General features: G+C 67.3%; 15 protein-coding genes. 1 reads left to right on the plus strand and 14 read right to left on the minus strand.

The features are described from left to right. Nucleotides 1–39 precede the first annotated feature (39 nt). From fabG to AC5JJ6_RS20960, 13 genes are all read right to left on the minus strand, one after another. Nucleotides 40–744 carry a 3-oxoacyl-ACP reductase FabG gene (gene fabG, locus AC5JJ6_RS20900; RefSeq protein WP_496043908.1) on the minus strand — a complete coding sequence of 235 codons (705 nt, stop codon included), beginning with the start codon at nucleotides 742–744 and terminating at the stop codon, nucleotides 40–42. Between the two features lie 11 nt (nucleotides 745–755). Continuing rightward, complete coding sequence (locus AC5JJ6_RS20905) at nucleotides 756–1,190, minus strand: hotdog family protein (protein ID WP_496043909.1); 435 nt, start codon at nucleotides 1,188–1,190, stop codon at nucleotides 756–758. Further along, nucleotides 1,181–1,981 carry a beta-ketoacyl synthase chain length factor gene (locus AC5JJ6_RS20910; protein WP_496043910.1) on the minus strand — a complete coding sequence of 267 codons (801 nt, stop codon included), beginning with the start codon at nucleotides 1,979–1,981 and terminating at the stop codon, nucleotides 1,181–1,183. The genes AC5JJ6_RS20905 and AC5JJ6_RS20910 overlap by 10 nt, the downstream gene beginning before the upstream one ends. Next, nucleotides 1,981–3,189, minus strand: coding sequence for a beta-ketoacyl-[acyl-carrier-protein] synthase family protein (locus AC5JJ6_RS20915; RefSeq protein ID WP_496043911.1), 1,209 nt, complete (start codon nucleotides 3,187–3,189; stop codon nucleotides 1,981–1,983). The genes AC5JJ6_RS20910 and AC5JJ6_RS20915 overlap by 1 nt, the downstream gene beginning before the upstream one ends. Before the next feature lie 103 nt (nucleotides 3,190–3,292). Further along, the gene (locus AC5JJ6_RS20920) at nucleotides 3,293–4,003 is read right to left on the minus strand and encodes a class I SAM-dependent methyltransferase (protein WP_496043912.1); all 711 of its coding nucleotides are present in this window, start codon (nucleotides 4,001–4,003) and stop codon (nucleotides 3,293–3,295) included. After that, the gene (locus AC5JJ6_RS20925; protein WP_496043913.1) at nucleotides 3,996–4,799 is read right to left on the minus strand and encodes a polysaccharide deacetylase family protein; all 804 of its coding nucleotides are present in this window, start codon (nucleotides 4,797–4,799) and stop codon (nucleotides 3,996–3,998) included. The genes AC5JJ6_RS20920 and AC5JJ6_RS20925 overlap by 8 nt, the downstream gene beginning before the upstream one ends. Beyond that, nucleotides 4,792–7,104, minus strand: coding sequence for an MMPL family transporter (locus tag AC5JJ6_RS20930; protein WP_496043914.1), 2,313 nt, complete (start codon nucleotides 7,102–7,104; stop codon nucleotides 4,792–4,794). Before AC5JJ6_RS20930 ends, AC5JJ6_RS20925 begins: the two co-directional genes overlap by 8 nt. Further along, a complete protein-coding gene (locus AC5JJ6_RS20935; protein ID WP_496043915.1) occupies nucleotides 7,104–7,679 on the minus strand; it encodes a LolA family protein in 576 nt (191 codons plus the stop codon). Before AC5JJ6_RS20935 ends, AC5JJ6_RS20930 begins: the two co-directional genes overlap by 1 nt. A gap of 1 nt (nucleotide 7,680) precedes the next feature. Continuing rightward, complete coding sequence (locus AC5JJ6_RS20940; protein WP_496043916.1) at nucleotides 7,681–8,625, minus strand: lysophospholipid acyltransferase family protein; 945 nt, start codon at nucleotides 8,623–8,625, stop codon at nucleotides 7,681–7,683. Continuing rightward, nucleotides 8,622–8,900, minus strand: a complete 279-nt coding sequence (locus tag AC5JJ6_RS20945) for an ApeI family dehydratase (protein ID WP_496043917.1) — start codon at nucleotides 8,898–8,900, stop codon at nucleotides 8,622–8,624. The genes AC5JJ6_RS20940 and AC5JJ6_RS20945 overlap by 4 nt, the downstream gene beginning before the upstream one ends. Nucleotides 8,901–8,912: 12 nt before the next feature. After that, nucleotides 8,913–10,235, minus strand: coding sequence for an AMP-binding protein (locus AC5JJ6_RS20950; protein WP_496043918.1), 1,323 nt, complete (start codon nucleotides 10,233–10,235; stop codon nucleotides 8,913–8,915). Continuing rightward, nucleotides 10,232–10,882 carry a COG4648 family protein gene (locus AC5JJ6_RS20955; RefSeq protein ID WP_496043919.1) on the minus strand — a complete coding sequence of 217 codons (651 nt, stop codon included), beginning with the start codon at nucleotides 10,880–10,882 and terminating at the stop codon, nucleotides 10,232–10,234. The genes AC5JJ6_RS20950 and AC5JJ6_RS20955 overlap by 4 nt, the downstream gene beginning before the upstream one ends. Then, nucleotides 10,882–11,160, minus strand: a complete 279-nt coding sequence (locus AC5JJ6_RS20960; protein WP_496043920.1) for a phosphopantetheine-binding protein — start codon at nucleotides 11,158–11,160, stop codon at nucleotides 10,882–10,884. The genes AC5JJ6_RS20955 and AC5JJ6_RS20960 overlap by 1 nt, the downstream gene beginning before the upstream one ends. A 235-nt stretch (nucleotides 11,161–11,395) precedes the next feature. Between AC5JJ6_RS20960 and AC5JJ6_RS20965 the strand changes: the two genes are divergently transcribed. Next, nucleotides 11,396–12,628, plus strand: a complete 1,233-nt coding sequence (locus AC5JJ6_RS20965; RefSeq protein ID WP_496043921.1) for an ABC transporter substrate-binding protein — start codon at nucleotides 11,396–11,398, stop codon at nucleotides 12,626–12,628. 85 nt (nucleotides 12,629–12,713) lie between these two features. On the opposite strand, the gene AC5JJ6_RS20970 is transcribed toward AC5JJ6_RS20965, so the two are convergent. Next, on the minus strand, nucleotides 12,714–13,518 hold an 805-nt coding region (locus tag AC5JJ6_RS20970), incomplete at its 5' end, for a hypothetical protein (RefSeq protein WP_496043922.1).

Below are 13,518 nucleotides of genomic sequence, written 5' to 3' on the forward strand. Positions count from 1 at the left end.
AGGAGCAACTTGTCCGGTCAAATTCTTCAACCCTTGGCATTAGATCATCGCCCCATTGATCGAGATCACCTGTCCCGAGATATAGGCCGCGTTGTCCGACGCCAGGAAGCCTATCAGGTCGGCGACTTCCTCCGGCTTGCCCGCGCGTTTCATCGGGACCATCCGCTTGATCGTTTCCGCGTCGAATGCCTCCGCCGCCATGGGGGAGGCGATGATGCCGGGAGCCACGGCGTTGACGGTGATGCCGCGCGGCGCCAGTTCCAGCGCCAGCGACTTCGTGGCGCCATGCAGGCCGGCCTTGGCCGCGGCGTAGTTGGTCTGCCCTCGATTGCCGGCCACGGCGGCCACGGAAGACAGATTGACGATCCGCCCCCAGCGGGTGCCGATCATCGGCATCAGCAGCGGCTGGGTCACGTTGAAGAAGCCGTTCAGCGACACGTCGATCACCCGTGTCCACTGCTCGCGCCGCATGCTGGGCATGACGGCGTCGTCGTGGATGCCGGCGTTGTTGACCAGCACCTGGACCTGGCCGGCTTCCAGCAGCGTTTCCAGCGCCGCCGCCGACGCCTCGGCGTCGGTCACGTCGAACGCGACCGCTTCGGCCGAGCCGCCGCCGGCTATGATTTCCCGCGCCAGCGCTTCGGCCTGCGTGATGCCGTGGTTGGCATGGACCACGACATGGCAGCCGCCGGCCGCAAGCCTTCGGCATATCGCCGAACCAATGGCGCCGCTGCCGCCCGTCACCAGAGCCCGCCTCACGAAACACCCGCGTCGATCACGACCGCCGCCCGACCGCTCAGCAATTCGCGGTCTCCGGCGCGGACCGAGAAGCCGTAGATCATGCTGCTTCCTTCACCCATCAGCTTTTCCGCCTCGACGATCAGGTCTTCGGCCACATCGTCCAGCCGTCCGACGTGGCAGGCGAGGTCGCGCACGCTGGCAAGATAACCCGCCGCCGGACGCTTGCCGCCGCTTGCCAGACCGCCATGCACCGCCATCGCCTGAGCGGCATACTCGACGCCGCAGATGGCAGCGAGACGCCCCGCTTCCCGCAGCGGATTGTCCGGATCGAGGTGGCTGACCGCCGTGCAGCGGATCGACGTCTCGTCCCAGGCCGTGACCTCATCGAGCAGGCACATGGCGCCGGCATGCGGAATCAGGCGCGCGATCTCCGCCCTGGTCAGCGGCACGACGGCGTCACTTCCACGGTGATGCGGCTGCGCGGGCCGAGGTCCAGTTCGACCGAAGCCGCCCCCTCGTTCGCCAGCGCCGCCAGCAGCGGCAACCCCCTGCCAGCCGGATTGCCGGTCCGCAGGGCCTCCAACCCGGCGTCGGCCATCCTGGTCGGCTCGGCTGTTCCCTGGCTCAGCGTAACCTCCAGTTCCGCGATCGTCCGGTCCGTCCGCTCCGGCGTCAGGACAAGCGCTACGCCCAGCGGCGCCGCGATCCGGCGAACCGAGGCCAACGGCTCCGGATAGGGCAGGTCGTAGGCGATCAGCGCCACGACCCGCCGGTCGACCACGACCTGAGTCACGGACTCCAGCAGCCCCGCCTGGAAGCTCTCGTCGTCGCGGCACAGGCTGGTGGACGGCTCGCGACAGCCGGTCGCGATGCTCCAGTAACCGGCGGGCGCGTTGTGGACGGAGTTGTGGAACCGCGTCGGCGACAATTCGCGGTCGGCCGACGCCAGCGTCTCCAGGATGTTGTGCAGGGTATCCGGATCGCCGCTGGACGACGTGAAGACCGTCGCCACTTCGACGGGGTCGCGCGCCGCATGGCCAAGCGCCTCCGCACCGACCGCCATGGCGAGCCGGACCGTCGGCACGCACCGGCGGCGCTCCGCCGGCGGGAGCAGGGGGCTTGCGGCCAGAACAGCCGGCGCCGGGACATAGGGCGACCGGCCCGCCAGGACGTCTCGTCCCGCTTCCCAGCCGCACAAGCCCGGCCCAAGCAGGCCCACTCCCTCGACGAAGACGCGCATCAGGCGGCCCGTCCGAAAATCAGGCTGCAATTGGTCCCGCCAAAGCCGAAGGAATTGGTCATGACCCTGTCCAGGACGGCGTTCTCGTTCTCCAGCAGGTAGCGGCTCCGCAGCGCCGGGTCGATCGTCCGGGTCTGGGCGCTGCCCGGCATGAAGCCGGACTGAAGGCTCAGGATCGAGATGACCGCTTCGACGATCCCGGCAGCGCCCAGCGTATGCCCCGTATAGCCCTTGGTCGAACTGCACGGCGTATCGGTGCCGAACAGCTCCGTGATCGCCCGGTCCTCGGATGCATCGCCATAGGGCGTCGCGGTGCCGTGCAGGTTGACGTAGCCTATATCCTTGGCCCGCAACCCGGCGGCCCGCAGCGCGCCTTCCATGGCAAGCCGGGCGCCCAGTCCCTCCGGGTGAGGCGTCGACATGTGATAGGCGTCGTTGCTCTCTCCCACGCCCAGCAGCCGGATGTCGTCCCGGCGGTCGTCCGGTCCGGCCCGCTCCAGCAGGGCGAAGCCGGCCGCTTCTCCCAGCGACACGCCGTCCCGGTCGATGTCGAACGGCGCACAGGGCCGCTTCGACACCAGTTCCAGCGAATGAAAGCCGTACAGCGTCGTCAGGCACAGCGAGTCGGCACCGCCGACCACGGTGGCGTCGCAGACGCCCGCCTGGATCATCCGGGCGGCATTGCCGAACACCTTCGCAGTGGTCGAGCAGGCGGAGGACACGACGAAGGCAGGCCCCTCCAGCCCCAGATAGCGCCCGACGAAATCGGCCAGCGACGACGTGCTGTGCGTCGCCGCGAAATCGTACGAGGCGGGCAGGGCGCCGGTCTGTGGATCGCGGTGCCGGTAGGCCTGTTCGGAACTCAGGATGCCGGATGTGCTGGTGCCCAGGAACAGGCCAATCCGGTGCGCTCCGTACTTCTCAACGGCACACTCCACCGCCGGCACAAAGCCGTCGCTGAGCAGCGCCATATGGGCCAGCCGGTTGTTCCGGCAGTCGAAGTCCGCCAGCCGCTCCGGAATGACGGCATCGTCCACACCCGGCGCCTCGCCGACAAACGTATCCAGATCGACCGTCTCGAACGTGCAGGGTCTCAGCCCGCCGCGCCCGGTCCGCAGCGCCTCCAGCGTCGCATCCCGCCCGACTCCGAGGCTGTTCACGACAGTCGCATGTCTTACGGTAAGTGGCTGCAAGTCCAGAATCTTCACGGCTGCGAGAGAAGGGGCGGGTCCACCGGACCGCGACGGTTAAAGAGCGAAATGGTCCGGATGGCAAGCCGTTCAATGGAAGGGTCCCACAGGCGAATTGGCGCTACCGGCGTAACGCCACGAACAGGACGTTGCCGAACGGCGTTCCCTCGCTCATCGGACGGGCTTCCACAGCAAAGCCCGCCGCCTCCAGCAAAGACTGCCATTCCCGTGCCGGCCGGTATCTCAAGGATTGCCTGATCTGGCCGCGCGACCAGCACGCCAGCTTTTCCGCCCAGCGGGTGACGTGGAAGGGCAGGCCCGCCCCGGCATCCGCCTCCCGCAGCACCAGCACGCCGCCGGGGCCGAGCGCCTCGGCGCACCGCGCCAGCACGCGGCGCTGGTCGGCGTCGTCCAGGTAAAGCAGCACGTCCAGGATCACGATGGCAGCGCAGGCGGGAAGCGGCGCATGGCGGATATCGCCCCTCTCCACCACCGCTCCGCCGTCCAGGGCTTGTCCGGCCACTTCGGCCCGCCGCCGGCTCAATTCGACGCCATGGAGCTTCAGCGCGGCAGGCGGCGCCGGCCACTCCACCGGCCAGCAGCCGCGCGCGTGGGAAGCACTTGCCGACCGAAGCAGCGCCATCAGCACGCCCTGCCCGCAGCCCAGGTCGAACAGCACGCCGCCGGAAGGCAGCACGCCGCTGCTCAGCAGGAACCGGAACACCGGATCGCCCCGCAGCTTGCCGCGTGCGAAGTGCCAGGCATAGCGCCCGCTTCGCCGGTACGGTTTCGCCGCCGCCTCGACCAGTGCCGCGAAATCCCGGTCAGTCATCCGCCACCGCCTCCAGCGACACCGCCGTCAGGCGGCACTCGGCCAGAGCTTCCAGCAGCACCGGCAGGACCTCGATGACGACGGGAATACCCTGAGCTGTCCGCGCCGCCGACCCGTCATGGAGCATCAGCAGGTCACCGGCGGCGAGGTCGCGCGTCAAGCGCCCTGCTACCGCTGCCGGGCTCCGCCAAACCGTATCGAAACCGCGCCGCGTCCAGGTGGTCAGCCGCAGTCCCTCGCGGCACAAAACGGGTTCCAGCAGCGGGTTGCGCAGACCGGCCGGAGCCTTGAAGAACCGGGGCCGCCTGCCGGAAAGTTCCTCGATCAGGCCTTGCGCCTTTACGACCTCCCGCCTGATAGTCCGCACCCCGAAGGTCGAGAACGCCGGGGAGTGCCGCCACGTGTGGTTCTCGACCGTATGCCCGCCCGCCGCGATGTCCCGGACAAGACTGGGGTGTCCTGCGGCCCGCTCCCCGATGCAGAAGAAGCTGGCCTTGGCCCCATACCCGTCCAGCAGGTCGAGCACCGCCGGCGTCACCGCCGGATCGGGGCCGTCGTCGAAGCAGAGTCCAACCTGACCGAGCCGCGCGTTCCGCTCCGGCAGCCGCCGCAGGTTCGGACCGAGCAGGGTGCTGCGCGGCCACAACCCCGCCGCCGTCAGCAGCAGGTGATTGCCGGCCACCGCCGCTACTCCCCACGGCCAAGCGGCGGGCATCGCCGCGACTCCCAGCGCCGCTGCGGCATGCAGCACCACCGAACCACGGATTGCGGGGGAGGGCGCCCAGCGCTCAGCCATGCGCCGCATTCTCCCGTGGCCGGCTCAGGATGGCCGAGAAAACCAGGCTCAGGAAAGCCCCAACCGCAACCGTCATGCCGATCCCATGGAGCACCGGAATGCTGGAGAAAGACAGCGTGCCGAAGCCGATCACCGTGCAGAGATTGGCGACGGCGACCGAACTGACCGTCCGCTCCCGCAACTGGCCGGACGGTTCCGGCCGTTCGAACAGCAGCGAGTAGTTCGACCCGACGCCGACGACCAGCAGCAGCCCGACCAGATGGAAGATGGAAAGCTGCTGCCCCGCTGCCGTCAGCAGCGCCACCGTAATCAGCACGGATGCGGCCAGCGGAACGACCACGCCGTTCAGCGACCGCACCGAGCGCAGGCTGATGGCCAGCAGCGCCACGATCGCGACCCCGCCCGCCAGCGCCAGCATCAGGGCCTCCTGGCGGTATGTCCGGTAAAGCGCGTCCGATTCGCTCTTCAGATCCAGCAGAACCGCCTTACCGCGCAATGCCTCGCCAAGAGCCTTTGGATCGCCGACACCCCGCAGCGGCAGCATAGCGGCCCAGCCGTCGCCGCTCTTCACCAGCAGGCTGTCCAGCCTCAGCAGCAGCGACGTTCCTTCCAGGCTTGTGCGCTCCAGCAGCGGCGCGTTCCTGGCTGCCTCGGCATCCTTCAGGAACGGCTCGAACACGTCGGCCCGGAACGGCAGTCCCTCCGACGCAAGCTCAAGACCGGCGCGCAGACTGTCCGGTCCCGGCAGAGCCTCCTGCCGCGCCCGCTGCGCCGCCTCGGACGGCAGGTAGTTCGCCGGCGACTCATAACCTGCAAGCGCGCCGGCATCGATCAAGCCGCGAAGCGGCTCTTCCAGCGCTTCCGCAGCCGCCAAGGCCGTATCCTGGTCCGGGGCGCTTACCACCAGAAGGTGGCCGGGATCGGGGGCGCCGATATCGCCCCGCAACCGTTCGTCCAAGTCCTGGTCCGTCTTGGAAACCGGGCTCAGGCTGGCAAGCTCGCCGCTCCAGATCTCGCCCCGCTGGAACGCCAGCCACCCCGCCGACGCGACCACCGCCACCAGCAGCAGCGGGCGAAGCCGGGGCGCCGCCGCGACGAAGCCCATCAGGACAGGCCCCAGCCATCTCGACTGGGCCGTCGAGAACCGCACCGGCAGCAGCACCGGCAGGACCCAGCGAGTCACCGCCAGCGCCACCACCAGCCCGACGATGGAGAACAGCCCAAGCTGCGCCAACCCGCCGAAGCTGGACAGCAGCATCGCGCCGAACCCGACCACCGAGGTCAGCATGCCCAGCAGCAGCGTCCGCCAGATCCTCGGCAGCGTCCGGTCCGCCCGCTCGCCCGGCATCGTCTGGGTGAACAGGTAGATCGCATAGTCCACCGTCTCGCCCAGCAGCGTCACGCCGAAGCCCAGCGTGATGCCATGGACGGTACCGAACCCCAGGCTGACCGCCGCGATCCCCGCCAGCGCGCCGCTCGCCGCCGGCAGCAGCGACAGCGCCAGCACGCGCGGCGACCAGTAGACCGCCAGCAGCACCCCCGCCACCAGGAAGGTCGCCAGGATCGACGACCGCTTGACGTCGGCCTCTATCGTGTCGCGGGTCGCGACCGAGAACACCGCCGGCCCCGTCATCACCGCCTGCACCGGTCCGGCTTCGGCCACCGCTTCCCGGATGCGCTGGATGATCGCCGCCTGCGCCGCCATGTCGAACCCCGCCGCCCTGGTCTGGAACAGCAGCAGCGCCCGCCCGCCGTCGGCGGAGAACCAGACGCCGTCCTTGGTCGCCGGCCCGCCGCCGCCTCCGGTCAGCCGGTCCGTCAGGTGAAGGATTTCCGCCGTCGGATCGTTCGGCAGCGCCCGCTTCAGGAACATTCCGCCGGGCGATTGCAGCAGCTGCAGATCCTCCTCCAGCGCCTCGCGCAATCCCTCGGCGGTGAACCGCTCCGGCGTCACGGCCGAACTCAGCAGATAGCGGTTGTTCCAGACATAGGCCCGGTCCGCCTCCAGCCCGGTCCCATCGCCGTTGGTGACCGCCGCTATCTCCCCATCCCGCCGCAGCTTCGCCGCAACTTCCCGGCTGGCCTTCGCCAGCACGTCGGGCGGCGCTCCCTCCAGCCCGACCAGGATCAGCCGGGACACCACGCCGTCGCGCAGCTGGTCCACCAGCAGGCGCTGCTCCGGCGAGGGCGAATCCGGCAGGAAGGCCGAAAGGTCGGCCGTGAACTCCGAGCGCGCGATCACCAGCGCGCAGAGCGCCAGCCCCGCGATCCAGACGATCAGCGCCCAGCGCCGCCCAATGCTCATCAAGGTTGCGGCGTGATCGTCATGACGGAGCGGTCGCCGTCCGTCTGGTAGACCGCGATTTCCCCGATCCTGTTCTCACGGCCCGCAATCACGATCAGCCGGACCATCTCCCGCACATCCGGCCCGAGTGGGGTCAGTTGCAGCGTCCAGCCGTCCTTTACCCCTTCCAGCGCCACGTTGTAGAACTGCCGCAGGGCAGGGAGGTCGCCGGCCAGGGTAGCGCGGATGCTCTCGACATAGGCCTCGATCTCCGGCATCGACGACAGCGAAACGCTCCGCACCGTGCCGTCCGCCTGGATCAGCGTCAGCTTGTCACCCTCGACCCGCAGGCTCTCGGACCTCGGCTTTTCCGTCCGCTTCTCGACCTTGTCCGGCCGCTCGTACGACAGCGTGCCCGACGATTCGACCGGCTCCTTCAGCAGGCTGGCGAAACCCTTCTCGACGAACCGCGCCTTGTCCGACCGTACCTCCGCCAGCGACGCCATCAGGTCCGCAACGCCCCACTCCGCCGCCCAGGCGGGTCCTGTCGGCGACAGCGCCAGCATCACCGCCAAAGCCGCTGCGGCACGTCTCATGTCATTTCCAGAAATCATAGAAGTTGAACCAGTTGTAGGGCGACAGCCGCGCGAAATGCTCCAGCCTCTCGGCGAAGCGGCCGGCCGCCTGCCGCACCTCGCCGGCCCGCTCCGGCGTCGAAACGGTCGAGAAATCCGCAAGTTGCTCGAAATGCACGTCGTAGCGCCGCCCGCCGCCATACAGCCCGACCATCAGCACCACGGGCCGCTTCAGCAGGGCCGCAAGCTGGAATGGCCCGGTCGCGAAGCTCGCCGGCTCGCCCATGAAGGGCAGGCGGATCTCCCCCTCGCCCTCCAGCGTCCTGTCACCCAGCATCCCGACGAAGTCGCCGCGGTCCAGGCTCTCCCGCACCTTCAGCATGCTGTTCGGACGGCCCAGGGCGATGACCTCCAGCGCCAGATCAGGGTTGATGGCGCCCAGCACGGAGTTGATCTTGCGGGCATTCTCCTCATACATGACGAGACTGACCTTCAGCCCGGGCTGCTTGCGTCCCAGCGTCCGGATGGCCTCGAAGCTGCCCATATGGCCGCCGAGCAGCAGGCATCCGGTGCCGCGCTTCAGCATCTCGACGGCGATTTCCTCGCCATGGACATGGATGTCGAACTGGTCCGTCTGGTCGTTCAGGAAGAAGACGCGGTCCAGCAGGCAGGCGGCGAAGACGTGATAATGCCGGAAAAGATCGTTGAAACCCGGACGACGCCCCAGCGCCCGTTCCAGGAATTTCGCCGACGCCCGGCGCGGCTTCCGCGAGAACACGACGAAGTACAGGCAGATCGGATACAACAGCAGCCGGGCTGCCGGCCTTCCCAGCCGCAGCGCCACCCAGACGATGAAGCGGATGGCCACGACGCTGCTCCGCTCCGGCCGCGCGACCCACTCCTTGCCCCCGATCTCCTCCGCTCCCGCCAGCGTCCCGGCCTTTTCCGCGTCAACCACCGCCTTCATCGCCGCACGCTGCCCGTCAGCACCGGCCGGCTGCCGACCGCGCAGTCGAACCGGATCGCGGCGCCGTCGTTCCAGCGAACCGTCATCACATCCCCCGGACGGACCGGATGGAGGAACTTGGCGGAGCGGACCTCGCAAGGACCGGACTCGCCACCAAAGACCGCCCGAAGGACCACGTCCAGCAGCACGGCGCCCGGTATCACCGGGTTGCCGGGAAAGTGACCCGCCGCCGTCGGATGGCCGGCGGGGAAGGCGTGTTCGACCTGATGGGGCACTCTGGGTCTACCCTATTTCCTGAGAAGCCGCTGAAGCGCTTCGGCGGTCAGCTTGCCGGTGGCATTGCGGGGCAGGGCATCGACGAAGTGGAGCGGACGCGGCAGGAAAGCCGGCTCGATCCGCTCGCGAAGCCGCGCCAGCAGCGTTTCGACCGTCAGGTCCGGCGCCACGACGAAGGCCGTCAGCCGCACCGTCCCCCCGTCCTCGCGGTCACCCTCCGGCATGACGAAAACGCCGTCGCGGACACCCTCGATCGAGTTGAGGTGATGGTTGAGATAGGCCAGCGAACTGCGCTTGCCGGCGATGTTGACCTGATCGGCGGAACGTCCATGCAGGATGAAGCGGTCGGGCGCGTTCAGTTCGATCACGTCGGCCAGCAGAGTTTCCCCCTTCAGGAAGTCGCCCGACGCCCAGGTTCCCTCGTCGTCCTGCCGAAGGCGGATGCCCTCGATGCACCGCCACTCCGCCGACAGCTTGGGGCGCCGGACCGCTAGCTGTCCCGTTTCCGAACAGCCGTAGATCTCGTACAGCGGCGCATCCAGCATCCATTCAGCCTCGCTCGCCAGTTGCGGGGCCAGCGGGGCCGTGGCGCACAGCAGGAAATCGACGGATGGCAGCCTGACGCCGTCAGCCAACAGGGTCTTCAGATGGACCGGCGTCGTCACCAGCATGCGCCGGCCGGGCAGTTCGTCCAGGGCCGCCGCGATGTCGCCGGGATAGAACGGACGCTTCGCCTGCAAGGCCATACCGTGCTGAAGCGCCAGCAGGATCACCGACTCCAGCCCATACATGTGCTGATGCGGCACCGTCCCGACGAGGAATGCGCCTTCCAATCCAGCGATACCGAGTGCCGCCCCTTCTCCATGGACGCTGCGCACCAGCGTTCCCCAGGTCTTCACCTGCGGCATCGGCTCCCCGGTGGAGCCGGATGTGAAGGCGATGGCAGCAACCTGGTCTTCAGGAAAGGCCGGGACCGACCCCGACCCGCCGCCGGGAGCAGGGGCGGGCACATGGATGCATTCCATCCCTGGATACGTGACGCCGGGGTCCGTCAGGCAGACCGCTCCGGGGTATCTTTCAGCCAGTTGGAGCAGCATGACGGGAGTGTCGTTGGGCGGCAGCAGGCTAACCTGTCGCCGCAGCAAGGCCGCAGCCAGTCCGGTCGCGAAGTCGAACCTGTCCGTGCAAAGATTGATCACATGCCCGCTGTCGGGAAGCGTCGCCGCCAGCGCCGCAGCCGTATCCAGGAAACGGCGCGCGTCGATGGGAGCGCCCTGGCGCCAAGCCATCGTAGCGCCGGCATCGGCGTACCGCATCAGCGGAAGCGTGCTCATGCGGCGTCCCTGGAGCCGGACTGCTGCTCCTCCATGAACACCCGGACGATGTCCAGGATGCTGCCATGGGGATAATCCCAGAACAGATAAAGCCTGTAGCAATACTCGGCCGCGAACATCGTCAGCAGCAGCGGCAGGTCCATGACATTGACGAAGAATGACCAGACTTCATCAGTGGCGGTAAGCAGAAGCACCAGAGAGGCCGCCAACTGTGCCCCGCAGAAGAAGCACCACGCCCAGGTGACCCGCCGGGTATAAACCTCCATCTCCGGCGTCAGGTAACCGCGTACCTTGCGCGCGACTACCGTAATCAGAGGCTCGCGACCCGCAGCCAGCGAGTTCCCGAACAGAGCCAGCAATCCTAAATAGATCATGGCATGGCTGATGCCCGACGCGGCCAGCAGCCCGTCGCGCGCGGAGTACCAGGACGTGACGAACAAGCCAGCCACCCCGAACAGTGCTATCCAGCGATAGCGCCGCGCCGCCCGCGCCAGCGCCATTCCCGTGATCGCCGCCTGGACCAGCGCGAACACCGTCGCCGGCCCGGTGCCCGCGCCGGACACGACAGCCGTATGGATCAGCACGGGATATAAGCCAAGAGCCAGCAGCCCGGCGCTCAACCCGGCCCAAGCCGCCGCCGGTTTCATTACGCTGCTTTGAGGTGCTGGATATGATCGCTCAGATGGCGCAGCGAGGAGAAGATCCTGACATTGCTCTCGTCGTCGGAACGCAGCTTCACGCCATGGGCCTTCGAGATCGCCAGCGCAATCTCGAGCATGTCGATGGAATCCAGCCCCAGGCCCTCGCCGTACAGCGGCGCGTCCGGGTCGATGTCTTCCGGCGAAACCTCAAGATTGAGCGTGTTGACAATCAAGGTTGCCAACTCAAGTTCGGGTCGAACCATCGAATTCACTTCACCCATCATGCCCTGCGCCAGTTTTTTCAGTCAGTCCAATGCAAAATCATTTAGTGCTTACGTGCTAATCCCAAAGGTATAGGCGTCACACGTTCGCGAAGAGTAGCGAGCTTTCCAGATCGGAAGATAACGTTATTTAGTCTGCTTTGTCACCAGCCGCGTGAACCCTTGAAATGACCTATTACGGATTCTCCGAACGCGCGATAATTTGGCTTCACTGCATCCATTCCGAAGGAGAATTCCGGTGAGACGTGCCAGATCCCTCATCCTGGCCATGGTCGGCATGGTGACACTCTGGACTGCTCCGGCGGCAGCGGAACGGGTGGTTCACCTCGGCGTGCTGAACGACGGCTCCGGGCCCTATTCGGACCTCTCCGGCCGCAAGTCCGTGATCGCCGCCGAACTGGCGGTTGAGGATTTCTCGGCGTCCTTGCCAAGCGGCCAAGCGCCTATCCGGGTCGAGATCGTCTATGCCGATCACCAGAACAAGGCCGATATCGGGGCGGAAATCGTCCGCCGCTGGGTCGACAGCGAGCATGTCGATGCCGTCGTGGATGTTCCGAACACATCGGTCGCCCTTGCCGTAAACGAGATCATGCGGGCGAGGGACCGAGTCTTCCTCGGTTCCAGTGTCGCCTCATCCGACCTGACCGGGCCGAAATGCGCGCCTACCACCGTGCAGTGGACCTTCGACACTTGGGCGCTGGCGCACGCAACCGCATCGACCGTGGTAAAGCGCGGCGGCGAGAGCTGGTTCTTCCTGACGGCCGACTACGCCTTCGGCCAAGCGCTGGAGCGCGACGCCTCAGCCGTCGTCCAGGCGAGCGGCGGCAAGGTCCTCGGCGGTGTGCGGCACCCGCTGGGCACGTCGGATTTTTCCTCCTTCCTGCTCCAGGCGCAGTCGTCGGGCGCCGGCATCATCGCTCTCGCCAATGCCGGCAACGACGCCGTCACCGCGATCAAGCAGGCGCGCGAGTTCGGGATCCTCCGCGACGGCCGCTCGCTGGCAGGCCTGCTGGTCTTCCTGTCGGACGTCCACAGCCTGGGCCTCGAAGCGGCTCAGGGCCTGCTCCTGACGGAAGCCTTCTACTGGGACCTGAACGACGCGACCCGCCGGTGGAGCCGCCGTTTCGCCGAGCGGTCGGGCGGCACCATGCCGACGATGAACCACGCGGGCGTCTATTCCTCCGTGCTGGCGTGGCTGAACGCGCTGGCCGCGGCCGGCCCCGATGCGGGTGGCGCGCGGGTCGTCGATCGGATGAAAAGCAATCCCGTCGACGACCCGCTGTTCGGCCCCGTGACCATCCGCGCCGATGGCCGCGCGGTCCACGACATGTTCCTGTTCGAGGTCAAGGCTCCTGCCGAATCCACCCGCCCGTGGGACTACTACAAGCTGGTTTCCCGCATCCCGGCGGAGCAGGCCTTCCGTCCGATGGCGGAAGGCGGCTGCCCGCTGGTCGGTGCCTCGGCTAAGTAGCGGCGGCGTACAGTAGAAGCGGCCTCCGGCCGCTTTCCTGCAAGCGGCCAGAGGCCGCTTCTACACTAAAGCGTTCTTCCTCCTGTCAGCTCTCCAGCTCCGGCTCACCTTGCGCCGGTTCCGCCGGGACATGCGGCCCCAGGTTTCGCCGATTGTGCTCGACGGTGAAGACGTGGCTGTACAGGTTGGCGATCCACTGCTTGCCGGAACTGGTCAGTTCCAGATACCGCAATCCCTCTCCAACGAACGGCTCGATCCTGGTCCAGAAGAATTCCGGATAGAAGTCCACGATGTCCGCCGGCGACTTGTATCCCAGCCTATCCGCCACTCCCGTTTCCTGGAACTCGTAGAACAGGCCGGTGATCTTCCGCATATACATCGGGTCGGCCAGTTGCCCGATCAGGTCTGCGGCCCTGACCAGACCCGCTTCGGTATCGACCGCATCGTGGTCGCCGTCGTCCGGCACGGGAAAGCGCGTTAGTTCGATGCTGCGCGTCACCCGTTCCACGTCGAGATCCTGATAGTCCGCGAACCGTGCCCGGACGAAGATCTTCGACCGCTCGACATGGTAGGGCGCCAGGAATGCGTCGGTCGCCCCCCTTGGCAGGCGGACCGAGTTTCCGGCCTGATCGATCACGCAGGTGTCCCGCTCGTCGCCCGGACACACGCCCCGGACATAGCCGATGTCGTGGGTCAGCAACGCCAGCAGGAAATGTTCCCAGTCCTCGGGCGTCACGCGCTGGGTAATGATCCGCCCGCGCAGGATGTCCTGACCGACCAGCGTCACCATGATCGTGTGGTGGACGTCGTGATAGAGCGCATCGCTGTTGGCGATGCGCTCCACCGCCAGCCGGGCGGAGGCGGCAAGGAAGTCGGCGCGCTGCGGTTCC

Source organism: Skermanella sp., assembly GCF_059503625.1.

Excerpts from the sequence above, each read along its gene's own strand:
- AC5JJ6_RS20910 (WP_496043910.1), bottom strand. The coding sequence starts at position 1,981 with ATGCGCGTCTTCGTCGAGGGAGTGGGCCTGCTTGGGCCGGGCTTGTGC.
- AC5JJ6_RS20920 (WP_496043912.1), bottom strand. The coding sequence starts at position 4,003 with ATGACTGACCGGGATTTCGCGGCACTGGTCGAGGCGGCGGCGAAACCG.
- AC5JJ6_RS20925 (WP_496043913.1), bottom strand. The coding sequence starts at position 4,799 with ATGGCTGAGCGCTGGGCGCCCTCCCCCGCAATCCGTGGTTCGGTGGTG.
- AC5JJ6_RS20930 (WP_496043914.1), bottom strand. The coding sequence starts at position 7,104 with ATGAGCATTGGGCGGCGCTGGGCGCTGATCGTCTGGATCGCGGGGCTG.
- AC5JJ6_RS20935 (WP_496043915.1), bottom strand. The coding sequence starts at position 7,679 with ATGAGACGTGCCGCAGCGGCTTTGGCGGTGATGCTGGCGCTGTCGCCG.
- AC5JJ6_RS20940 (WP_496043916.1), bottom strand. The coding sequence starts at position 8,625 with ATGAAGGCGGTGGTTGACGCGGAAAAGGCCGGGACGCTGGCGGGAGCG.
- AC5JJ6_RS20950 (WP_496043918.1), bottom strand. The coding sequence starts at position 10,235 with ATGAGCACGCTTCCGCTGATGCGGTACGCCGATGCCGGCGCTACGATG.
- AC5JJ6_RS20955 (WP_496043919.1), bottom strand. The coding sequence starts at position 10,882 with ATGAAACCGGCGGCGGCTTGGGCCGGGTTGAGCGCCGGGCTGCTGGCT.
- AC5JJ6_RS20960 (WP_496043920.1), bottom strand. The coding sequence starts at position 11,160 with ATGATGGGTGAAGTGAATTCGATGGTTCGACCCGAACTTGAGTTGGCA.